The organism is Tindallia texcoconensis (genome assembly GCF_055383815.1).
The window spans coordinates 1,593,401-1,617,233 of sequence record NZ_AP042431.1 but is presented as its reverse complement, the minus strand read 5'-3'; the positions used below and the strand labels follow the sequence as shown (position 1 = coordinate 1,617,233).

The following is a 23,833-nucleotide window of genomic DNA, read 5'->3' as shown; positions in this document are numbered from 1 at the left end:
CTTTCACCTCCTACTTTCTGTATTGTTCTGCCGGATACAGATGACAATTGACAAAATGCCCTTCTTTCACTTCCGCTCTATCCGGTAGTACTTTTCTGCAAATGTCCATGGCCTTAGGACATCGTGGATTAAATGGACATCCTTCAGGAATTTCCGTTGGATCCGGCATCAACCCTTTTATGGGCTTTAACCGCTTTTCATCCTCTTCGACATTGGGAATAGAACCGAACAACCCTTCCGTATAAGGGTGCAATGGCCTTTCGAACAGATCGCTTACTTTGGCATATTCCACCACGTATCCCGTATACATAATGGCTACTTTATCACAAATATTTGCCACTACTCCCAGGTCATGGGTGATCATGATCATGGATGTTTCAAATTCGTCTTTCAGTCGTTTCATGAGTTTCAAAACCTGAGCTTGGATGGTTACATCCAATGCCGTGGTGGGTTCATCTGCGATCAACAGCTCTGGATTACAGGCAAGGGCAATCGCAATGACGATACGTTGCCTCATGCCACCACTGAATTGATGGGGATACTCTTTGCCACGTTCCCTTGGAATACCTACGGTTTCAATCATGTCTCTGGCCTTTTCCAAAGCTTCTTTTTGATTTGCCTTTTGGTGAAGTAAAATCACCTCGGCAACTTGATCTTCCGTAGTCATGACCGGATTCAAGGAAGTCATGGGATCCTGAAAAATCATGGAAATTTTATTTCCTCGAATGTTTCGCATTTCCTCTTCCTTTTTCTTCAGCAAGTCTTCCCCTTTAAAGAGAATTTCCCCTTGGACTATTTTTCCCGGAGGGGCTGGAACCAATCGCATAATCCCTAGGGCCGTTGTGGTTTTTCCCGCACCAGTTTCTCCAACAATTCCAATGGTTTCTCCTATGCCAATTTCAAAGGTCATATGATCGACGGCCTTTACAACCCCGTCATCCGTATTATATTGAATGGACAAGTCCTTTACTTTCAACAAATCTTTTGCCATATACGACACTCCCTTCCTTGACTTTAGCCTTTTAACCTTGGATCCAATGCATCTCGAAGACCATCCCCCAGCAGGTTCAGACCAAAGATGGTAAACATAATTGCAAGCCCTGGGAAAATGGCCATCCACCAGGCATCTCGGATATATATTCGAGCCGTAGACAACATCGCACCCCACTCAGGAGTTGGCGGCTGAATACCAAGGCCGATAAAACTTAGGCCGGCTGCAGAAAGAATGGCTTCCGCAACCCCTAAGGTTCCCTGCACAATAATAGGGGCCATACAGTTGGGCAAAATATATTTGGTGATGATTCTAAAGTCATTGGCTCCAACGGCTTTTGCCGCCTCTACAAACTCCTGATCCCTAAGGGAAAGTACCGAGGCACGAACGATTCGAGCATACCGGGGTATCGATGCAATCCCTACGGCAATCATGACATTTACAAGCCCTGGCCCTAGGGCTGCGGCTATGGCTATGGCCAGTAATATTCCAGGAATGGCCAGCAAAACATCCATTAAACGCATGATGACGTTATCAATTCTACCACTGTAGTATCCGGATATAGAGCCGAGGATTCCACCGACAACCATTGCCACACCAACGGCAATAAAACCTACCATAATCGAAATTCTACTGCCATAGACGACCCGGCTGAAAATATCTCGTCCAAAATTATCGGTACCAAACCAGTTATCGGAATTCGGCGCCACCCGAACATTCTCCAGATCTTGTGTTTCATAGTGGACCGGTGCAATATAATCCGCAAAAATCGCAGTAAGCATCAGGGTTACAATGATCAGCATTCCCACAATAGCTGCTTTGTTCTTAATCAATCGTTTCCAAACTTCTGCCCATTGACTCTTTCTCTTTGGTGGTACAATGGTTTTCACATCCATCTTTTTCTCTTGACCTGTTCCAGGACCACTATGAATTTCCGTTTGGGATTGATAATTTTTTACTACCGCATCCTCCCTGGTTAACTCTTTTGCCTTTGGGGGGGTTCCTTTATCCATTAAACCATTATCATCATTATGAGGTGACATTTTAGGACCTCCTTTTCTGATTATTTGTATTGAGCCTTGATTCTAGGATCAATGAATCCGTATAAGATATCTACCAACAGATTAACAAGGCTAAAGGTCAGGGCAATAAACAATACCCCACCCAGAACCATGGGGAAATCCCGCATTTTAATGGAATTCACCATCAAAAGCCCAATACCATTAATGGAAAAAACGGTTTCTGTAAGTACCGCTCCCCCCAGCAAGTATCCAAATTGCAAACCGATTACAGTAACTACAGGGATCAAAGCGTTCTTCAACGCATGACGATTGATGACCACAGACTCCTTTTGTCCCTTGGCCCGAGCCGTACGAATATAATCTTGCCGGATTACCTCCAACATACTGGACCGTGTCATCCGGGTAATCATAGCTGCTGAACTTGTTCCAATGGTCAAAGCCGGCAAAATCATATGCATCGGTGTCGAATAGCCTGACGAGGGAAACCACCCTGCCCACACCGAAAATATGAGAATGGCCAGCAAGCCCTGAAAAAAGTTCGGTATGGACACTCCAATTAAGGCAAACATCATGGCCACATTATCAAATAAGGAATATTGTTTGGTTGCGGAAATAATCCCAACGGGTATTCCGATGGCCACCGCCACCACCACTCCCGTAGCTGCCAAGGTCAAGGTCGTTGGAAAGCGACTGATTAACTCATCGAATACCAATGTATTAGTTCTATAGGATCGACCAAAGTCTAGCTCTGTGAATACACCTTTGGCAAAACGGCCATACTGGACAATAAAGGGATCATCCAAACCCATTTGTTCTCGAAGCTGTAAGATTTGTGTTTCTGTTGCCTGTTCTCCAAGTTGAATGGCCGCAGGATCTCCTGGGGTAATGTACATTAAGCTAAACACAATGAAGGATACACCAATCAATACGGGTAATAGCAACAGTATTCTTCGACCAATATACTTTAACATTATTGCTCCTCCTTTCTAATCTATCGGAACTGTCTGTCAGTTTTATATTGATTATGATGAATTTTCAAAATAATTCCAGAAAGCACAGTAGGGTCATGGCTATGACCCTACTGTGCCTTGCCTCTTCTGGCAATCCCATCTGTTTTCCAGATGGATTCTTCATGTATTTAGTTATTCTACAACGACATCCCACAGTGGGTGATGACCCGCTGGATGATTTCTAAATCCCTTTACGTTGGCACGAAGTCCGGTTCGATCTTCCCCAGTGTTAAGGAATAACCAAGGTGCTTCGTCTCGTACGATTTCCTGAACTTCCCTGTATGCTGCTTCTCGCACGTCAGGATCTGCGGATCTTCTGGCTTCATCCAATAATTCATCCACTCGTTCATTGGCATAGAAGGTTCGGTTTCCAGCTGCTCCAAATTGTTCTGAATGGAACAATGCATATAATCCATAGTCCGGATCTCCTGTTACCGTAACCCATCCTAAGATAAACATATCATGCTCTCCATTAGCAGTTCCTTCCAGATATGCTCCCCACTCCAATACTTGAATATCTACTTCAATTCCAATTTCCGCTAACTGACTTTGAGCAATTACTGCGATATCTTGTCGAAGTTGATCATCATTTGTCCAGATGGTGGTTGAGAATCCGTCTTCCAAGCCAGCTTCATTCATTAGTTCCTGAGCTTTGGCTATATCGTGTCCATAAGGCTCTAGTTCGTCATTTGCTGCCCATACCATGGGTCCGATGGGTCCGGTTGCAACTTCCCCAGAACCTTCCATGACGGTATTAATGATGGATTCCACATTAATAGCATAGTTGATGGCTTGCCGAACTCTTACATCATCAAAAGGCTCTTTTTTAGCGTTAAATCCAAGATACACCGTTGAAAAGTTTAAGTCTCTTGCCAATACTAATTCATCATTTCCTTCAATTCTTGAAATATCCGTTGGTAACGTATCGTAAGCAATATGAATTTCACCGGTTTCCAGCTCAATGGTTCGGTTTCCAGCTTCTTGAATACTTCTAAAGGTGATTCTTTCCATTTTTGCGTTGTCACCATGGAAATCTTCAAATCTTTCTAACTGAATCTGTGATCCTCTTGTCCATGTATCAAGCATATAAGGTCCGGTTCCTACTGGATTTTCACCATAATCATCCCCAAACTCTTCTACTGCCTTTTGATTTAAAATAGAAGTCCCCGTATGGGCTAAATGAGCCATCAGTGGTGCAAAAGGATCCTTTGTTGAAATTCTGATGGTATAGTCATCCACAATTTCAAATCCGTCGGGATCAATCTCCCCTACAATATGGCCTACATTGGCAGAATCTAATGCTCGAAGCAGTGTGAATTCTACGTCGCTTGCTGTTAATTCTTCTCCGTTATGGAACAGCACCCCTTCTCTAAGCTTAAATTCAAAGGTTAAGTCGTCAATTTTTTCCCAGTCTTTTGCAAGGCCAGGAACTAGTTCCATGTCTTCGTTTTGATCTACAAGGGTTTCATAAATCTGTTTCATGACTCTTGAAGAAGGTTGGTCGTTGGTTGCATGTGGATCCAATGAATCCGCATCGGCACCCTGCGCCACAACGAGTGTGTTGTCCGATGCTGCATCGCCACAACCCGTGGCAAAGGCAGCAACTATTAATAATACGGTTATCAATAATGCAATCTTCTTACTGTTCATTCTTTTTCTCCCCTTTTAATAATTAAATTTATATTAATTTCATCTAAAGACCGATAAGTCTTCAGAGAAAATAATATCCTGTGGAATTGTGACGTTTTTTCAAATATGTAATTAAAAAAGTTTTGGCATGGTTAAAAATATGTAGTAAATATTTCTGAAAATTAAAGCAGCCCAAGGGCTACTGATCACTTTTGATTTATTCTTCAATTCCAAATTCGTTGTTGAATTACCATTGTTTTGAAAATTTCCGACCTACGAGGACTCTTTCCTAGGATTTTTTCTTCTATTCAGTATATACTTTATTGTCATTATATTTTATGGCTATTATACCTTATTGTTTTTAGCAATGCAATATAGGGATAGGTATTACTCCCTTTTCTACATCCTTTTATTATGTCTATCTGCTGTTTTTTTCAAGTTGAACCCAATTATGTACCGCCCGAAAAGTCCTGATAATTCTCCCTTCATCTGTGGTATAAGAAACCTATAAGCCTATAATCAATAAAGTAGGTATCTTCATTGATGATTCCCTATGGAAAGGAGAACTCTTTTGAATATCCCTCGCATTCTCATGGAATTTGGCATCCCAGGCGTCACAATCCTATTTATTTTATTGGAATTGATCCTTCCCCTGATCCTCCAACATCGTCCTCCTGGAAGCATACGTCGCCAGGCGGCCAAGGGCTATGTCCTTATGATGACGATCCTGTTTATGGCTACCTTTCCAGAGGTGGTCCAAGGGCCTCTCTCCTATAAGATCCCAGGGGTTTTTGGTCAGGGTCTGTTTTTTCAGGTAGATCTGATGAATTTTCCACTACTCGTACTGGCAGGGGTTTTGTGGCTCCTCATAGGCTTCTTTAGCCGTGAGGATATTCATTACTTTTTTTATACCCTTGTTTACCTTGCTACCATTGGTACGCTCATGGCTGGGGATCTCCTAAGCTTTTTCCTTTTTTTTGAAATCATGACCTTCAGTTCTTATGCCCTAATGGTGTATCACCGTGGTCAAGAGCAATTGGATCCTGGATCTGTTTATATTTATATGGGAATCATAGGTGGACTACTGGTATTGGGTGGGCTTTTATTGCTGGTATCCTACACAGGAAGCTTACAATGGATCAGTGGGGCGGAATCCCTCCGACCCATGGGGACTGTTAAATACCTAATAGCAGGATTGTTGCTGGCTGGATTTAGTGTCAAAGCCGCTGTCATGCCTTTTCATTTTTGGATGGCACCTGTATATGAAAGAGCTCCCTTCGCTGTCCTGGCTCTTTCTTCAGGATTATTGATAAAAGTGGGGGCTTTCGGCATCATGAAAGTGATTTCTCAGCCTCTTCTAGCAGATTTGCTTTCTCAGGAAATGGGCATGGTTCTCATCTGGATGGGGCTTATTTCTATGAGCTTGGGTGCTCTGGCTGCCCTTATGCAAAGTCATCTAAAACGACTGTTGGCTTACAGCAGCATCAGCCAAATGGGTTGTATTGTTACTGGTATGGGAGTAGCTTCCTATCTGGGCTATGAAGGGGCCTTGGGCTTTACTGGAAGTCTCTACCACATCATCAATCATTCCCTTTTCAAAACCCTATGGATTCTGGTGGTTGCAACGGTTTACTTTTCTACTGAAGAAACCAATATATATCGGTTGGGAGGTTTAAGAAAAAAAATGCCTCTTGCCTTCTTTTTTGCTCTAGTAGCCATTTTAGGCCTCACGGGTATGCCTGGTTTCAATGGATATGCCAGCAAAACCCTTTTGAATCACGGATTGATTCAGGCCGCAGAACAAGGGCCTTCATCCCTTGGCTATGCCCCCTTGGTTTTTAAGGCAGCCAGTGTGGGAACCGTGGCTTATGCCTTTAAGTTTCTCTATCATGTCTTTTTAAAATCATTTTCTTTTTCTCTTAGGAAAAAAACCAAATCCCCAGGGTTGATGAATGTCTCCATGTCTGTCTTAGCCGGACTCATTCTTTTGATTGGTTTTTTCCCGAGGGGTATGTTGGATCTCTTGCTGAGCCCTGCTGCCTTAGGTTTTCATTTTGACGATCCCTTAACAGCCACAAAAATAGCCGGAATGCATTTTTGGCAATGGAAGGATGTGAGTAGTTCCTTCCTTGTCTACGCAGCCGGCTTGCTATTGTTAACCCTCGGACTCAAGCTTCATCTTTTTTCTTGGAAGCCTCCTAATTGGCTTCCTGCAGAGCAATATCTTTATCATCCTATTATGAATGGATTTCGTAGGTTTTCTCAATTTTGTGTGGACAAATACGAAACGCCCATTATTTTTGGTGATGCATTGATTTATGCCGTTGTTCTTGTTTTCATTATGCTTTTGCTCGTGTTTACTTCAGTTGCTGGTTGATGAGTTTAATCAACTCCATCTTATTATTGATTTGCAGTTTTTGATAGATATTGCGAGAGTGAAACTTGATGGTGTTTTCGCTGACCACCAGTTTTTCAGAAATTCCTTTGTATGTATAGCCTTGTACTAAGAGATTGATAATTTCACCTTCCCGCTCTGTTAACACATACTCTTTTTTAAATGCCATCAATGGATCTATGGCTTGGTCTTCATCCAATTCTTTTGCCAGTTTCAACACAAAAGCATGGTTTTCAAAAAAAAGGTTTAGTTGGCTGTTTAGTATTGGCATTAGGGCCATCACTACAAACACCACGGCTAAGGCCATGAGGGCTGCCTCATAAGGTTGACCTGCTGCACGAAGCACCGCATTTCCTGCAAATCCACCCAATAAAATTCCCAATACATTCATAGAAAGTCCAATTCCCATGACTTTAGCCGACTCTTTGGTGCTCTCTAGAAAATCACCAAGGAGGCTCCACCAAAAGAGATCAAAAACTCCAAAGGCTCCTAGCATCAGTGAATTCACCACTATATAGGCCCCGACGTCTTTCTTTAACACCATAAAAAGAATATAACTGATGCCCATCATGGCCAAGGCAATATACAAAGCGTAGGCTCGATTAAAACCAAGGGGAAGATTTCTTAGGATCAAAAGAGATAAAATATATGGCACTGCCCAGTAGTAGGTGGTTAGCAACCCTAAGTGACCAAAGGTTGGACGAACCACTTGATACATAATTCCCGAGTTGATGGTAATGATGAGAATAAACCCACACAGAAAAACAAAGGGCTTTAACATGACATTTTTAACCAAGGGACTTTCCAATACATCCGACTCGGTCTGAACCACATCCGCATCTGTTTTTAAGGGATAAATACACGGAATGGCTGCCAATAAACACATGGATGCCAGTCCGAAGCCCAGCCATGAAGAAATATGATTGGTCACGACGTTGATGGCCACCATCAATACATTGGAAAAAATCAGCACATCTGCAGCTGTTTGCAACCGCTTATCCCGAGGAGTGGTCCACTTATAGAAAAATCCCCAGGAAGCGACAAATAGTCCCGCATAATAGGCCATGGCAATGATCGATACATACCATAACACAGAGTAGGGCAATAAAAAGATCAGACTTCCTGCAAAACACACCACCACGGCGGCTAACATGACCATTTTAGCGGAGCTGGTGCGTTTAATAAAAAAACCACCACTAAAAAGCCCTGCAAAATGAAGGCTTATGACCAGAAGGCTTATGTTTCCGCCATGGGTTTCCGCCGCAAGGATTAAGCGATGTAATACTTCTCCTTCAAACAAGAAGGATAGCAGCCAGCCTGCAAATAATGAGATGCTAGCAATAGAAAATTTTTGCTGATGCGTCATTTGCTGATGCGTCACAAGACGTCCCTCCCAGCAAGTCATTTGTTGCTTACCTTCTATCATAAGCCAAATGTCCTAAATTTTCCATTGTTTTTTTGATTTGTTCTTTAAAGTCTATGTATAGGGAGTCCCAATAATCCTAACCTGTATCATTTATAATGATTGGTAACCTCTTAGGTGAAAGAAATTAAAATGTTTTCCAAACAAACGTTCTATATCCATTGAGGTGACGGTTTAGATATGATACTATTTATACTAATATTGATGATTCTTTTTGCTTTATAAAAATGAATTTTAAAAATCCATGTATTAACTAAGGAGAGTCTACTATGTATAAATCTATAGATCTATTTGCAGGGATCGGTGGAATAAGATTAGGTTTTGAACAAGCATTCAAAGATGAAATAGAAACGGTTTATGCTAGCGAGTGGGATTTAAAGGCACAAGAAACATACCGTGCCAACTTCGGCGATAACCCTGGTGTTGATGGTGATATTACAAAAGTTAAAGAAGAGGATATACCAGAACACGATTTTTTATTGGCTGGATTTCCCTGCCAAGCATTTTCATTGGCAGGAGCAAAAAAGGGGTTTGAAGATGCCCGTGGTACTTTATTTTTTGATGTTGCTAGAATTGCGAAGTACCACAAACCTAAAGTAATTTTTGGCGAAAATGTAAAAAACCTATTCAATCATGACAAAGGTCGAACGTTTCATACTATTACGCGAATCCTTGAAAATTTGGGATACAAAGTCTATTCTAAGGTGTTAAACAGCAAAAACTTCGGTGTACCACAAAATCGAGAAAGAATTTACATCGTAGCCTTCAGAGATGACATCGCCCCTACTTCCTTTGACTTCCCTAAGAAAGTTTCTAAAAGTACGTGTATAGAAGATATTCTAGAAGAGGAGGAAGTGTCTCCAAAGTATTATATGTCAGATGTGTACTTAAATTCTTTAAGAGAACATAGGAAAAGACATGAAGGTAAAGGGAATGGCTTTGGTTATGAAATAAGAGATAAGAACTCTATAGCAGGTGCTCTTGTATGCGGAGGAATGGGACGAGAAAGAAACCTCATTATTGATGAACGTCTAACAAATTTCACACCAGTAACACACATAAAAGGGCAAATTAACAGAGAATATGTTAGAAGAATGACCCCTAGAGAATGGGCACGTCTTCAAGGTTTCCCCGATAGCTTCAAGCTTCCTGTAGCGGTTACTCATTTATACAAACAATTTGGGAATACCGTAACAGTTCCTGTTATTTTAGCCATTGCAAAAGAAATCAAGGAGGTTCTTAAATGCTCAAAGCCAACAAAGGAGAATGGTCTGAAATCTATGTGCTCTTAAAGTTACTTTCAAAGGGCAACATTTTTGGAGCTGATGAAGACCTAAACGAGTTAAACGATGTCTGGTTTCCCATACTTAAAATTATCAGAGAAGAAAATAAAGAAACAGTGACTGAATTCGTTACAGGTGATCCTATTGAAATCAATATTAACGGGAAACTTGTAGTTAAAATACCAAAAAATGAGTTTCACAATGAGGCCGATCACTTATTAAATGCCATTATTTCAACTAAATCTAAAGGTGCTTTTGGGAATCCACGAACCGAAAAATTTATGGATCACATAAAATGTTATAAAATTTCTGCACCTTCCACGGATAAATCGGATATTAAAATGCAAATAATAGATATAAATACTGGATATAAACCTACGGTGGGTTTTAGCATAAAGTCAGAACTCGGATCATCGCCCACTCTACTTAATGCAGGTAAAACTACCAACTTCAAGTATGCGATTAAAAACAGTAGTAAGGACTTGATAAAAGAAACAAATAATTTATATACATCAGCTGGAAAAGTAAGTGTCCGTGATAGAACGCATCGTATTGAAGATTCCGAATCGAAGCTACTATATTCTGATATGACTAATAATATATTTAAGAATAACCTTGTCCTCATCGATAGTTTAATGGATAAAATCATTGCCCAAACCTTGTTATATTATTACCATGACGGAATTGCTGACTGTTTAGATTTAGTTAATAAGTTAAAGGCTGAAAATCCAATGAATTATGGAAACATAAATGCCTATGAATATAAGTTCAAAAAATTCTTAACGGCTATTGCTTTAGGCATGAAGCCTGCAACACCATGGAATGGTTTAGATGAAGCAAGTGGCGGCTATATTATTGTAACACGTAAGGGGAATGTAGTTGCTTATCATATTTATAACAGAAACTTTTTTGAAGAATATTTACTAAAAAACACGAAATATGAAACGCCTTCGACTTCGAGACATGGATTTGGCTCTATCTATGAGGAAAATTATGGAAAATATTTTAATCTAAACCTTCAAATTAGGTTTAAGTAGAGGTCCTTTTATGGCGAAGGCGAAAAAGAAAGAAGTTTTAGATTAAATTCACCTATCCTATTCCAACGAATATTTGAGACCACTTTCTTACGCCTCTTTAAAGTGGAATCCATCTCCATCCCCGATAGTGTTTCTCATATTGAGGATTTGCTTGCTATTTTCTTTTTCCAGACATGGTTTCTGGTTCTTGTATCTTATGGACTGCCTGTTTCATCCCCATCAAAAACAATGCTGGTTTTACCCAGGTTGATCGACAAAATCCATGAAAATCCTTGATGGTTTTTCTTTGATCCATCTTTATGGCTTCAATGTGTTGATCCAGCTCTTTCATTTTTTTATTCATGGCATCCCATTCTTCTGGTGCTACTTCTGGTAGTTCCATATATTGCTGACGAATTCGGTGATATTTTTCAATGGATCGCCGCTGCTGCGCTTCCAAACTAATGAGATTAACCAGCCGGTTGTAAACCATCAACAACCAGCCAGCCCCCAAGATGATGAGCACTAGCAGGATTCCTATAATCAACTGATCCATTGCCTACACCTTCTTCCTTCTTATTTCTTATTTTTTATTTCTTGCTTTTTCCCTCAGCCTGCTTTCTTTTATAGGTCTATTATAGGGGGGTTCTTGTTTTTTTCCCACACACAAAAGGGGTAGTTTTACGTAAAAAGCCCCTACCCAAAATGGGTAGGGGCTTTGAAAAGAGCTGGTATTCATCCACTTCTCGCCATTATGAGAGAGATTTTTCTTGACACGCCTTCTTTCACCGAAGCAGAAGCCGCTTCCTAAAGAATGGCAAATCCAAGCAACAAGCCTACAATAAGGCCAGCATTAGCAAAATGGCTGTTCATGCTGTTGGCCTGAGGAATCAACTCATCGTTGACAATATACACCATGGCACCAGCGGCAAAGGCCAAGGATCCAGAAACCAATAAGGGCGAAATATTAAAGAGTAATAGCCCAATGGCGGTTCCTACCACTGTCATCAACCCTGCACTCAATGTGAACAGTACTACTTTTCCACCGGGCATGCCGCCAGCTCTCAAGGGCCCAGCTACGGCCAAACCTTCCGGAACATTATGAAGAGCAATGGCGATGGCAATGTACATTCCTAATTCAGGACTGGCTTCCAATCCTGCCCCAATGGCCAAACCTTCCGGAACATTATGGAGGGCGATTCCAAAAAAGATAAGGTATCCAGTTCGCAGTACCGATGCCTCTTCATCCGGAAAATTTTCTGGATTTTCAACTTCTAACTTATCGCTTTGAGACATGTGAGCATGAGGCAACACCTGATCCACCCCAAACATCATCCCGCACCCAACCAGAAACCCAATAATGACGGTTGTCATACTTCCTAGTTCCACCGCTTCTGGCATTAGCTCAAATACCGATAAGGCTAACATAATCCCTCCGGCAAAACCCAATAAAACCGCCATGGCTCTTTTTCCAGGTGGTCCAAAAAAGAGAAGGGCAACGGCTCCGATGGCCGTTGAAGATCCGGCCAAAAAACTATACAACAAACTTTCCATATGCTTCCACCCCCGATGAATTTTTCTATGCATTTTTTTCCTTGTGACTACAATTAGATACTTACCACTTAATTTTGGTTGCTACACATTTTTTTGGATCAAAGCCATGGCTGCTTTGGCTAGAAAAAATACAAGGGCAACACAAAAGCTCCCACCAATGCCATTCCCAACACACTGACCAACATCATCCAAATCCCTGCTTTTACCATATCTGCGGTGTTAAAATATCCAGCCCCATAGGAAACTGCATTGGGGGCTGCATTGGCTGGCAACAAATAGGCAAAGGAACTGGATAATCCTGCCGTAACAGCAAACAATACCGGATCCCATCCAAAATTAAGGGCTAGGCCTATGGCAATGGGGACAAAGGTGCTGGCGGTTCCAGATAGGCTACAAAAAATCGTAATGCCCAAGGCTGTAATAGCAGAGATGGCTAGCACCGCTAATGCCTGGGGCATGCTGCCAAAACTAGTTTCCAACATTCCAGCGATCCAAGGGATGACACCAGCTTCTTGAAGGCCTGCTCCCATAGCAAGGCCTCCTCCCACTAAAAATAAGACATCCCATCCAATTAAATTCTGAGATTCTTTCCAGGTTAAATAACCAATTTTAGGCATCACGATCCATATGGTTACGCCTATGGCTACAATATAAAGCCACCCTGCTGGTAAAAACGAAACAAAAGAATCTGCCAACCACAAAGATATAGCTGTCCCAAAGAGAAATAACACTCTTTTTTCTTCCTTTGTCATTGGACCCATCTCTTTTAGCTGTTTGCCAACTGCCTTTAGGCCCCCTTCCACCAGGTTTATTTCTGGTGGATAGATTTTTTGTAAAAGAATCCAAGATAAGGGTATTAACAATACTACCACCGGCAAGGCTCTGGCTGTCCAGTCCAGAAAGGATAACTCAATACCCGCCAATTGACTGAGCAACGCAATGGCTATTGGATTGGCAGGTGTTCCCGTTGGGGTGCCCATTCCTCCAATATTGGCAGAAAAGGCTACGCCGATAAAAAGAGCTTTCCCATAGTTGCTTTTCAGAGGCTCACAACCAGCCATTTTTAAGATACCCCTTCCAATGGGAACCATAATAGCCACCGTGGCGGTATTAGACATCCACATGGATAAAAAGGCCGTTGCCATCATCATGCCCAGCATCAGACGACTTGTTTTTTCTCCCATCTGAGCGATAATTCTAAGACTTAATCGCTTATCCATCCCTGAATTCACCAAGGTTCCTGCCAACAAATACCCTACTAACACCACGGCATTGACAGGGCTGGCTATATAGGATAATCCTTGATGGATGGGCAAAATACCGAAAATAGATTGAAAAAAAATGATGACTAGCCCCGTCACCCCAATAGCAACGGCTTCCGTCATCCATAGGAAGGCGGCTGCCAAGGCAATCAACAGCATGGTTAACCCTTGCTGCGTAAGGCCTTCCGGAGGTGTTAGGACCAAGGAACTTAACACCATCAACAAGGCCATCCCACAGTAAAATAGTTTTCTATTGTCTTGTCTCACCGGTCCACCTCCAGGAGGATTTTCACTTCAGGACTTCTAAAAAACCGTCTTCAATACTCCAATAACTTCTTTTCGATGATTATAAATGGAAAAATCCAGTTGACGAACCATTTCTTGGGCTTCCGCATCACTGATGTACTGCATCCTCCGAAGCAGCTCTACCATGACGGGTTCAATGGCTGGAATCACCCCGCATTCAATTTTCAAGGCTATTCCAATGCCTTCACCCATGATGCTGACGCAGTAAACCCCATCGGCTCCCAATTTAGCTAGCACTCTTCCTTGGCTTACCTCCATCAGCACTGTATCCAATCGTCCTGTGCCGGCAACAAACCAAGCATGGTCTGTCATGGCTGTTCCTATGGTTTTCAAAGCCTCTGCCCGTTTTGGATCCGGTAGAAGGGCTGGTTTGGAGAGCATCGCATAGGCTTTTGCCATGTTATAGAGAGGGAGATAAAAGATGGGGGCCCCGCAGCCGTCTACACCAATCCCTATTTGGTCTGCTGCCACGGCGGTCAACTCAGAAGCCACCTTTAAGGCTTCCTGTTGTACTGGATGATGGATTTTTTCATATTCTTTAAGGGAGTATCCTTTCATAGCCCCAATGGCCAACATCCCACTATGTTTTCCAGAGCAACAATTATGAAGCTGAGTCCATTGTTTCTGCTGACTCAGGAGCTGATGGGCTGCTGGCAGATACATAGGGGCTGCTGCCCCACATCGCAAATGCCCTTGGGAAAAGCTGATTTTTTCTAGTAGGCTTTCCACGGCTTCTATATGACCTGGCTCTCCGCCGTGGGAGGCACACATCAGTGCCAATTCTGGGCCAGTAATGTGATACGCCTCCATTCCCCCGGCTTCCACAAAGGGGAGAATCTGAAAGGGTTTTGCCGAAGACCTCCAATAGCTTTGTTTCCTGCCGTTTCCCAATTCCAAGAGAACCTTCCCCTGTTCATCAACTACCACCACATCTCCACGATAAACATTTTCAACGTAACGGTTTCTTAAGCCATGTACCAATTCTACGGTCATTCCTCCTCCTCCTTTTCTTGTGGGCAACTCCTTTGTATCTCTTCATACACTTTCCTAAGGGAGACTCCATGTTTCAGAGCCGCTTTTCGACAGTCTTCATACTCAGGTGCATATTTTATGATATGTTTCCAGGTGGCTTTTTTTACCCTCAGGTTTCCATAGGGGGTTTTTACTACCTGGTTTTCCCGTTCCATGACCAATCGCTGCACTTGGTGGATCCGAAGGCCAATGGTGGAGGTTTCTGTTAATAGGATGGTTTGTAGTCTTTCCAGATGGTTTTCGTCACAGAGAACTTCCAGTTTAGTCGCGGGTCGGTTCTTCTTCATGAAGATCGGGGTAAAAAACACATCCAAAGCCCCAGCTTCTAAAAGCCTTCCCATTGTATGTCCCAATAGTTCACCAGACATATCATCGATATTGGTTTCTATGATCCTTACTGCATCCGATTCTTTTTTTTTTCACCCACTACCAGACGTAGCATATTAGGAATTTCCAAATCTCGGCTTCCAGCTCCATATCCAATGGCCTTTGCTTCCATCTCTGGCATAGGACCAGTTTCATGGGCCAAGGCTGCTATAATAGCGGCTCCCGTTGGCGTTACCAATTCCTGCCGGATCCCAGTACTGTAAAATCCTAGATGGTTTTCTTTTAATATTTCCAATGTGGCTGGTGCTGGTACTGGAATCATGCCATGCTGGCAATTCACAAAGCCGGTGCCGGTATGCAGGGGAGACGCTACTACTTTATCGATCTCCAGTTCATGGAAGCAAATAGCTGTCCCTACAATATCTAAAATAGAATCTACGGCTCCAACTTCATGAAAATGTACTTCTTCTATTGGTTTTCCATGTACCTTGGCTTCTGCCAAGGCCACATGATGGAAAATTCTTTTGCTGAGGGCTTTGACTTTTTCCTCCAAGCCACTGGCGTCTATGATTTTTTCTACGGCGGCCACATTCACTTCATGGCTGTGATCCTGGGAATGGGTCTCTTTTTCTTGCTCTAAAATGATCTCTACCTTCGTTCCTGTAATGCCATTTTTCATGGTCTTTTCCACCTTTAGTGTGTAGCCGCCAACTTCTTTCAATTGGGCCAATCCATGGCGCAAGGCTTTTTCCCTAACGCCCAGATCCAGAAAAGCACCCAATGTCATATCGCCGCTGATACCAGCAAAACCATCGATGTATAATATGTTCATAGACTCCCTCCTAGTCTCTCTCAGGTTCTCCTATTTTCTATCATTATCTCCTAGTCTCGCTCAGTTTCTCCTAGTCTCGCTCAGTTTTTTTCGGTTTTTTCCTCTAATCCCTGATCTACCCTGATTCTTTAAGCCTGTATCTTCACTATTTTTCAATGCATTATGCCTTCTTCTCTGTCATATGGTTGATCATGCTGGCCAAGTAGGCCGCTCCAAAGCCATTATCAATATTCACTACGCTGACGCCAGAAGCGCAGGAATTCAGCATGGTCAGCAGCGCCGATACGCCGCCAAAACTGGCTCCATAACCAACGCTGGTGGGAACTGCAATAACCGGCTTGTCCACCAGGCCACCCACCACACTGGCCAAGGCTCCTTCCATACCAGCAACGGCAATCAGAACATTGGCATCATAAATCGTATCTAGATTGGATGTCAGCCGGTGTAGTCCTGCCACCCCCACATCATAAAGCCTCTCTACTTTGTTTCCCAGTACTTCTGCGGTTATGGCTGCTTCTTCTGCTACTGGAATGTCTGCGGTTCCACCCGTTACTACCAAAATTTTGTTCTTTGTTTCTTGTTCCTTTTGGGGATTCACTACAAAAATACGGGCTTCTTTATGATACTCCATAGATTCCGTCACCCCTTGAAGGGCGTCGGCCATTTCCTGGGTAGCTCTGGTTCCCAAAATGTTGACACCTCCATTTTCCAGGATGTGTAACACAATCCCTTGAATATGTTCCAAGGATTTTCCCTGGCAGTAAATCACTTCGCTGGCACCATTACGAAGGTTACGGTGGTCATCGATGCGCGCATAGTTCAAATTGGAAAAAGGTGCTTTTTTAAACTCTTTCAACACCTGCTCTAATGGTACCTGATTGTGTTTATATTGTTCCAGTAACTGTGTTAGTTCTTTTTCTTTCACCATTGATGTTCCTTTCCTTACAGCATCCTAACAAGGCTAGGGGCTTTTCGTATCCGGTTTTATTCCCCTCACCCTAGACTCCATCAGCGTTTCCTCTTCTTTTAAGGCTTAACTGTTTCTCCAATGCTTTCATTGAGGCTCCCCATCCGATATCCTTCCAGATCCAAGGTGACATATTTAAAGCCAGCTGCCTTAAAATACGTGATGATTTTTTCCTGATCATCGGATTCTAAAAACAGGGACATTTCCTCAGAACTCAGTTCCATACGTGCCACCTCTTCATGATGACGCACTCGGAATTCTCTATATCCCAATTTCCTTAAGAAGGCTTCACAGGATTCAATGCGCTGTAGTTTTTCTTTTGTAATAGGTGTTCCATAAGGAATTCGTGAGGCCAGGCAGGCCATGGATGGCAGGTTCCAAGTAGGCAATCCTACTTGTTGGGAAAGCTGACGAATTTCTTGCTTTGTCAAACCTGATTCCTCTAAGGGACTGGTTATTTGAAGGTCTTTAAGAGCCTTTCGCCCAGGACGATAATCCTTGGCATCATCCACATTACTTCCATCCACCAGGTGATCATAGCCTTCTTTCTTGGCCAGTTCTTTCATCATGGTGAACAGGTGTTTTTTGCAATAGTAACATCTTTGGGGGCCATTTTCTGCAATACCAGGCTCTTCGTCTTCCTTGCCAGGCATCCATTTATGGTAGATTCCTTTTTCTTTGGCCAACTGATAGGCACGTTGCTGTTCATGTTTCGGCACCATCCTGGCCGTGACGGTAATCGCCATCACTTTGTCTCCTAAGGCTTCTTGTGCCGCATGCAGCAAGAATGAACTATCCACTCCCCCAGAAAATGCGATGGCCACGGACTCTAGTTCTTTAAGGTTTTCCAGAAGGTGCTTGTATTTTGCTTCTAGGGATGCATTCATTTTTTAAGCCTACTTTCTTAAAAACTTTTTCTTTTCTTCTTATCCATAGGGTATTTCTTCTATTGTCTTAGTCTTCCAAGAATCTAGGGATATGGGAAGGAACATAGCGGCTCTCTCTATCTCCCATGCGATAGCTGTAAAACAAGCTTCGTTCTGTATAGTTCATAATCATGGGCATCAAATCTGCCCCTGTCATTCGAAGGCTTCCACCAGTGCAGCTGATTTCATCAAATTGGGTAACCCTATCTGGCCGTACGGTTTTACCATAAAAAAGAATCGGGACGGAATCTCCAGTATGAATCATGGTACCATCGCTGGCCGTAGTGTGGTCGCTGGTAATGACCAAAAGAATGTCTCTTTTTTTTGCTTCTTCTATTAGTTCCCCAAGGTCTCTATCAATGGTTTCAATGATTTCTTTTTTGGCAACTGGCCCCATGGTATGAGACGCATCGTCTGGCATTTTGTTGTGAAGGTGAATATAATCGTAGGTTTCATCTTCCAAAGCCCACTGGATTCCTTGCTGAAAGGAAGCATACTGGACGTAATCCATTCCCACTAGATTGGCCACGCCTTTCAACAGTTTGGTGCCTGCCACCATGACGCCTTTCATGCCATAACGTTGTGGGAAAGGCTCCACTTCTGTTTTTCTTCCAGCCCATTTGGTCAGAATCCCATTGGCTGGTTTTTTCCCTTGGGCCGCCCGTTTTAGATTTACTGGATGGTTTTCCAGATTTTTCATTACCCTGCCTATATATCGATTAAGAAAAGATGCTGTTCTTTGGGGAGCTGTCTCTTCTGTGCCAAAGGCCATAACCCGATGCAGCCATCCATTGGGATAAAAAGGATCGCTGTCGGATATGCGATGGTCCAGCTCTTTTCCCTTTAGCCGTAATAAACTATGGGGGCCTTCTTGTTGAGTCCACCGAACCGAAATCCCTTCCATTTCTTTTGGTAGGCATTGGCTCAGGGACAGGATTTCTTCCTGGGTTAGATCCTTGAAGTCTCGCTGAAGGACCCGATATCCCTCTGATGTTTTTTCCAGATTGGCCCAGGTTTTCATCAGGTATAAAGTCTCTTCTTCCAAGGTTTTCTCCAAGGTTAAGGCACTAATAATGCCTCTTCCAGGAAAGCCCTCCATGGGATACCCCATCAGAGCAAAATGAGCCGCTTCCGTTCCCAAGGGAATCCCCGGCTTCCAAGGAACCATGGTGCCGGTTTCCGAAAGGGCTGCCAAGGCATCCATATGGGGAGTATAGGCGGCCTGCATGGGTGTTTTTCCTTGCAATGCTTGTTGTGGCCGATCTGCTAAGCCGTCCAATAAGATTAAGATGGTTTTCATCCTTTGGCCTCCCATACTTCTGTCATGGTTTTCATTTTTTCTTCTACCATCATTTTCATTTCTTCTTCTGTCATTCCTGGATTTTCCAGATAGTGTTTGCCCAAATGAATAGATAAAGGTTCCAAAAAATCCGACAGAAACCTGTTTAATTTTTCAAGGTTATAGATCGCTCTTCCTTGAGAATCCCGATAATTGCCACTAAAGAGACAGACCGGCTGTTGCTCTTCCGCTGCCCAATTCCATCCAATCAACTTTTCCACTTCTTCCCCACTCTCCACAAAACGAATGGGCAAGAGAAGGTCTATTCCCAAGGTTTTCAGAATCCGCTGATAGCTGTTCAAGCAAAGATCTAGTTGATTCACTTTTATCTTTCCGCCATGGCTTTCTCGTTCTCCAGCAATGATTTTACCACCCAATTTTGCTGCTAAGGGAATTCTTGCCAAATGAAAATACACATGACATCCGATGCAAGGGGTGTAAAATCCAAATGCTTCCTGCAGTGTCGTAACAAATCTACCGTTGAGCATTCGCCACAAAGGTAAAGAGCTATAATAGACTAATGGATAGATTTTCTTTTTTTCCCCATACCGTTGCTGCACTTGCTCTATCATTCTGATATGATTCACTTCCAGTTCTTTTTCGCTGCCATACTCTGTCGGTGCAAAGGTGACTACTGGTAAGACATGGGTGACCTCTGGTCCTTTGAGCGCTTCCATAATGGCGGCTACGCTGTCTCTCCCAGCAAATTCTCCTATGATGGTTCCCGCTGGGCACCCCTCTACAATTTGTTGAAGCATCTCGATTGATGTATTTTCTCGAATCACTAAAACCCCTCCTAGCTGCTCTATTGGTTATTTCAACCATCTTTTTTCATCAATTTTGTAGCACAGAAACCCATTTCCTTTAGGTGATGGGTAGTTGGTGTTCCAAAATGCTTCCTACCCATTATACCCATTTTTTTCTCTCCTGAACAAGCCTCTTACAACAGAAAGGATCACAAAAGACAAGGTTCACTGGTTTTCTCATAAGGTCCTATTTACTTTTTGCCCTTACTATGATTGGATAGAGAAGTGTTGATGTGTTTCCTAGGCAAAGCCAGTGCTGAAAAAAAGGCTGGCTTTTTGATGATGAACACCCATAAACACACCTAATAGACAGCCATAAACACCCAATCGATACTGGAGGGACTCCTATGAATATTACAAAGGAAGCGAAAGCCAAATTGGAAGAAGCCTTTGTCGCCCATGACTGCGATTGCTTGAATGCTGAATTGAAACCATCCTGCTGTGGTTCTTCCCTGGTTTTCAATTTAGCCAAGCTAGAACAAGGCGATTTGTACCAAAGGATTAATGGCATCCCTGTCTTAATGGAACCAGAAGCCAGGGAAAGAGCCGAAACCATCACCATCTCTGTCGAAAAGGAAGAACTCGTCATTCAGGATGAAAACCCATCTGCAGGATGCTGTTAAGCTCGTTCAACACTTTTCCTATGGGTTATTTTTCGAAAAAGCCTCTGTCCATTAACGGACAGAGGCTTTTTCAAAGGATACAAACAGACACAGAGAGAACAAGGGCCATGGAGAGAAACCGCCTCTCTTTGATTCCTTTATTAACAATAGTGATAGTGTCATTATACGATTCTATTGGTACCTTCTAACCAGCTGTGTTACACTGAATTGTGAATAAAATAACAATTCAGCCATTTTATTGTCTAACGGAAAGGATGGTAGGGATGCAAGCTTTGAATGAAAGGGTGATTAAAAGATGATTACATGTACCATTAATGGGCAGGTTGTCCAGATCAAAGAAGGCAGTACCATGCTTCAGGCATCAGCAAAAGCAGGAGTGGCAATTCCCACTTTTTGCCATGATGACCGACTTAAGCCAGAGGGGGCCTGTCGAATCTGCAGCGTTCAGGTAAACGGAGGCCAAAAGCTGTCAGCGGCTTGTTCGACGCCGGTCACTGACGGGATGGAAATTGAAACGGAAAGTCAGGTAGTCGTGGAGGCACGCCGGGAAATCCTGGACCTTCTGCTGGCCAATCATCCGCTGGATTGCATGACATGTGAAAAATCTGGGAAATGCAAACTCCAGGATCTTTGTTACCAATACGATGTAGAAGGTTCCTCTTATCAGGGAAAAGTGAAATCCTTCACGGTGGACGAAAGTAATCCCTTCTATCTCAGCGACCAGAACAAATGCATCACCTGCGGGCTTTGCGTACATGTCTGTAACCGGCTTCAGTGCTCTCATACATTGAGTTTTATTGATCGTGGTTTTGATACCCATATCGCACCGCCTTTTGAAGTCAGCCTGGAAAACTCTTCTTGTGTTTCCTGCGGAAACTGCGTATCTTACTGTCCTGTAGGTGCCTTGGAGCCAAAAAAACGGGAAAAATACCGTTACTGGGAAACCAGAGAAGTAAAAACCACCTGTGCTTACTGTGGTGTAGGATGTCAGATGAACCTGCTGATAAAGGACAACCAGGTGATCGAGGTGCAACCAGCTAAAGGCGCTGCCAATGAAGGACTCCTCTGTGTGAAAGGCCGTTTTGCCCATGACTTTATTCATCATCCAGATCGGCTCACCCAGCCTTTGGTTCGAAAGGACGGAGTCCTGGAGCCTGTTGAATGGGATGAGGCCTTCGGTGTGATTATCGATAAAATCAGGGAAGTAAAAGAAGTGTATGGACCTGAAGCCATCGCCGGATTTTCTTCCGCACGCATCACCAATGAAGAAAACTACCTGATGAATAAATTTATCCGCGGTGCCGTCGGCACCAACAATATTGACCATTGCGCCCGTCTCTGTCACGCTTCTACTGTCGCTGGACTGGCAACAACGCTGGGCAGCGGGGCAATGACTAACCCAATGGCGGATGTTCGCAATGCAGAAGTTATTTTTATCACCGGCTCCAATACCACAGAAGCCCATCCAGTGATGGGGGCTTATATTCGTCAGGCTCGACAGCAGGGAAGCCGAATCATCGTTGCCGATCCCCGGGCCATCGAGCTTTCAGAAGATGCAGATCTATTCCTTCAAATTCATCCAGGTTCCAGCGCAGCACTTTCCAATGCCATGATTCATGTAATTCTGGAGGAAGGCCTTGAAGATCATGCTTATATCCAAAACCACACAGAAGGCTTGGAAGCGTTGAAGAATTCTGTGAAAACCTGTACCCCAGAATGGGCATCCGCAATATGTCAGATACCCGCGGAGCCTATCCGAAAGGCAGCCCGAATGTATGCATCCTCCAATGCTTCCAGTATCATTTACTCCATGGGAATTACCCAGCATGTGAACGGAACAGAAAACGTCATGAGTCTGTCCAACCTGGCCTTAGTCACCGGTAATATCGGAAAACCTGGGACTGGCGTGAACCCACTGAGAGGCCAGAATAATGTGCAGGGAGCCTGCGATTTAGGAGCGTTGCCCGTCGTCATGACTGGTTACCAAAAAATTGATGCAGCAGAAACTCGTCATAAATTTCGAGAGGCATGGGGCGTTGATCTGCCAGAAAACAAGGGCTTAACCGTCACCGAAGCTTTGCCTGCTGCCGCCAAAGGCACTGTTAAAATGCTGTACATCACTGGTGAAAACCCCATGGTATCTGATCCAGATACACAACATGTAAAAGAAGGACTGGAAAAAGCTTTTCTAGTGGTACAGGATATTTTTCTGACAGAAACCGCCGAGTTGGCTGATGTAATCCTTCCTGCTGCCAGTTTCGCCGAGAAGGATGGTACGTTCACCAATACGGAGCGTCGGGTACAACGGATCCGAAAAGCGGTACCTTCTCCCGGAAAGGCCCAGCCAGATTGGTGGATTCTATCTCAACTCTTGCAACGTATGGGTCTGGAAGCTGAATATGCTGGACCAGAAGCTATTTTTGAGGAAATACGTCGGGTGACCCCTTCCTATGCCGGCATCTCTTACAGTCGCATTAAGGAAGAAGGGATTTCCTGGCCCTGCCCTACGGAAACCCACGAGGGAACTCCCATCCTTCATCAAGGAAAAGTGGCACGAGGGACTGGTCTTTTTAAAGCTGTTGAGTGGAAACCTTCTCCAGAGCTGGCACTGAAAGGTTATGAACAGGTGATGACTACCGGCCGAATGCTATACCATTTTCACAGCCGCACCATGACAGACAAATCCGACGGCATCAATACCATTGCTCCCCATAATTATGTAGAAATCCATCCAACGCTGGCAGCATCAAAAGGCATTGAACCCGGTGATGATGTACAGATTTCCTCTCCCCGAGGATGTATTACCGTCAAAGCCAAGGTGACAGAGCGTGTAGACGAACAGGTGATTTTTGTTCCCTTTCATTGGGGAAACGGAGCCAATATCCTTACCAACGGAGAAGTGCTGGATCCATATTGCAAGATTCCCGGATTCAAGGTTTCTGCGGTTCATATCGAAAAAGCTCTTTAAATTGAGAGTTGATGATTGACCATGGATAATTAAGTTCAAATACTCCAAGGTCAAAAGAGCTCGCAATACTTCTAATACCAGAAAAAACCGAAACCTCTGGCTTTATGGTGTGAAAAGCCAGA

General features: G+C 43.4%; 18 protein-coding genes and 1 pseudogene. 5 read left to right on the top strand and 14 right to left on the bottom strand.

The genetic code is table 11. The features are described 5' to 3' along the window. Positions 1-10: 10 nt before the first annotated feature. The 4 genes from ACZ47N_RS07360 to ACZ47N_RS07345 all read right to left on the bottom strand — a co-directional run bounded on the left by ACZ47N_RS07360 (position 11) and on the right by ACZ47N_RS07345 (position 4,673). Complete coding sequence (locus ACZ47N_RS07360; RefSeq protein WP_093315202.1) at positions 11-991, bottom strand: ABC transporter ATP-binding protein; 981 nt, start codon at positions 989-991, stop codon at positions 11-13. 23 nt (positions 992-1,014) lie between these two features. Then, complete coding sequence (locus ACZ47N_RS07355) at positions 1,015-2,034, bottom strand: ABC transporter permease (protein ID WP_464885914.1); 1,020 nt, start codon at positions 2,032-2,034, stop codon at positions 1,015-1,017. Between the two features lie 20 nt (positions 2,035-2,054). After that, positions 2,055-2,984 carry an ABC transporter permease gene (locus ACZ47N_RS07350; protein WP_093315200.1) on the bottom strand — a complete coding sequence of 310 codons (930 nt, stop codon included), beginning with the start codon at positions 2,982-2,984 and terminating at the stop codon, positions 2,055-2,057. Between the two features lie 171 nt (positions 2,985-3,155). Beyond that, complete coding sequence (locus tag ACZ47N_RS07345; protein ID WP_464885913.1) at positions 3,156-4,673, bottom strand: glutathione ABC transporter substrate-binding protein; 1,518 nt, start codon at positions 4,671-4,673, stop codon at positions 3,156-3,158. A 550-nt stretch (positions 4,674-5,223) separates the two neighbouring features. On the opposite strand from ACZ47N_RS07345, the gene ACZ47N_RS07340 reads away from it, so the two are divergent. Then, the gene (locus ACZ47N_RS07340) at positions 5,224-7,029 is read left to right on the top strand and encodes a complex I subunit 5 family protein (protein WP_464885912.1); all 1,806 of its coding nucleotides are present in this window, start codon (positions 5,224-5,226) and stop codon (positions 7,027-7,029) included. Here ACZ47N_RS07340 and ACZ47N_RS07335 read toward each other — a convergent pair. Next, positions 7,010-8,473, bottom strand: a complete 1,464-nt coding sequence (locus tag ACZ47N_RS07335) for a LuxR C-terminal-related transcriptional regulator (protein ID WP_464885911.1) — start codon at positions 8,471-8,473, stop codon at positions 7,010-7,012. The two genes, ACZ47N_RS07340 and ACZ47N_RS07335, sit on opposite strands and share 20 nt — an antisense overlap. A 266-nt stretch (positions 8,474-8,739) precedes the next feature. On the opposite strand from ACZ47N_RS07335, the gene dcm reads away from it, so the two are divergent. Together dcm and ACZ47N_RS07325 are read left to right on the top strand one after the other, a co-directional pair. Then, entirely contained in the window at positions 8,740-9,762 is a 1,023-nt protein-coding gene (dcm, locus tag ACZ47N_RS07330; RefSeq protein WP_464885910.1) for a DNA (cytosine-5-)-methyltransferase, read from the top strand. Next, a complete protein-coding gene (locus ACZ47N_RS07325) occupies positions 9,714-10,790 on the top strand; it encodes an HpaII family restriction endonuclease (protein WP_464885909.1) in 1,077 nt (358 codons plus the stop codon). The genes dcm and ACZ47N_RS07325 overlap by 49 nt, the downstream gene beginning before the upstream one ends. 154 nt (positions 10,791-10,944) lie before the next feature. Here ACZ47N_RS07325 and ACZ47N_RS07320 read toward each other — a convergent pair whose 3' ends face one another. The 9 genes and pseudogenes from ACZ47N_RS07320 to ACZ47N_RS07280 all read right to left on the bottom strand — a co-directional run bounded on the left by ACZ47N_RS07320 (position 10,945) and on the right by ACZ47N_RS07280 (position 20,099). After that, positions 10,945-11,325, bottom strand: coding sequence for a hypothetical protein (locus ACZ47N_RS07320; protein WP_464885908.1), 381 nt, complete (start codon positions 11,323-11,325; stop codon positions 10,945-10,947). 251 nt (positions 11,326-11,576) lie between these two features. Next, entirely contained in the window at positions 11,577-12,323 is a 747-nt protein-coding gene (locus ACZ47N_RS07315; protein WP_464885907.1) for a ZIP family metal transporter, read from the bottom strand. Between the two features lie 119 nt (positions 12,324-12,442). Then, on the bottom strand, positions 12,443-13,852 hold the full coding sequence (locus ACZ47N_RS07310) for an SLC13 family permease (RefSeq protein WP_464885906.1): 1,410 nt from the start codon (positions 13,850-13,852) through the stop codon (positions 12,443-12,445). A gap of 36 nt (positions 13,853-13,888) precedes the next feature. Further along, the gene (locus ACZ47N_RS07305; RefSeq protein WP_464885905.1) at positions 13,889-14,884 is read right to left on the bottom strand and encodes an asparaginase; all 996 of its coding nucleotides are present in this window, start codon (positions 14,882-14,884) and stop codon (positions 13,889-13,891) included. Continuing rightward, positions 14,881-16,037, bottom strand: a pseudogene (gene larC / locus ACZ47N_RS07300) (nickel pincer cofactor biosynthesis protein LarC). Before larC ends, ACZ47N_RS07305 begins: the two are co-directional and overlap by 4 nt. 205 nt (positions 16,038-16,242) lie before the next feature. Further along, on the bottom strand, positions 16,243-17,010 hold the full coding sequence (gene larB / locus ACZ47N_RS07295; protein ID WP_464885904.1) for a nickel pincer cofactor biosynthesis protein LarB: 768 nt from the start codon (positions 17,008-17,010) through the stop codon (positions 16,243-16,245). 98 nt (positions 17,011-17,108) lie between these two features. Beyond that, on the bottom strand, positions 17,109-17,936 hold the full coding sequence (gene larE, locus ACZ47N_RS07290; RefSeq protein ID WP_464885903.1) for an ATP-dependent sacrificial sulfur transferase LarE: 828 nt from the start codon (positions 17,934-17,936) through the stop codon (positions 17,109-17,111). Positions 17,937-18,003: 67 nt separating this feature from the next. Next, a complete protein-coding gene (locus tag ACZ47N_RS07285) occupies positions 18,004-19,275 on the bottom strand; it encodes an alkaline phosphatase family protein (RefSeq protein ID WP_464885902.1) in 1,272 nt (423 codons plus the stop codon). Next, positions 19,272-20,099 carry a hypothetical protein gene (locus ACZ47N_RS07280; RefSeq protein ID WP_464885901.1) on the bottom strand — a complete coding sequence of 276 codons (828 nt, stop codon included), beginning with the start codon at positions 20,097-20,099 and terminating at the stop codon, positions 19,272-19,274. The genes ACZ47N_RS07285 and ACZ47N_RS07280 overlap by 4 nt, the downstream gene beginning before the upstream one ends. 368 nt (positions 20,100-20,467) lie before the next feature. Between ACZ47N_RS07280 and ACZ47N_RS07275 the strand changes: the two genes are divergently transcribed. Beyond that, entirely contained in the window at positions 20,468-20,743 is a 276-nt protein-coding gene (locus ACZ47N_RS07275; RefSeq protein ID WP_464885900.1) for a hypothetical protein, read from the top strand. Between the two features lie 295 nt (positions 20,744-21,038). Then, a complete protein-coding gene (gene fdhF, locus ACZ47N_RS07270) occupies positions 21,039-23,711 on the top strand; it encodes a formate dehydrogenase subunit alpha (RefSeq protein WP_464885899.1) in 2,673 nt (890 codons plus the stop codon). The last annotated feature ends 122 nt before the right edge of the window (positions 23,712-23,833 follow it).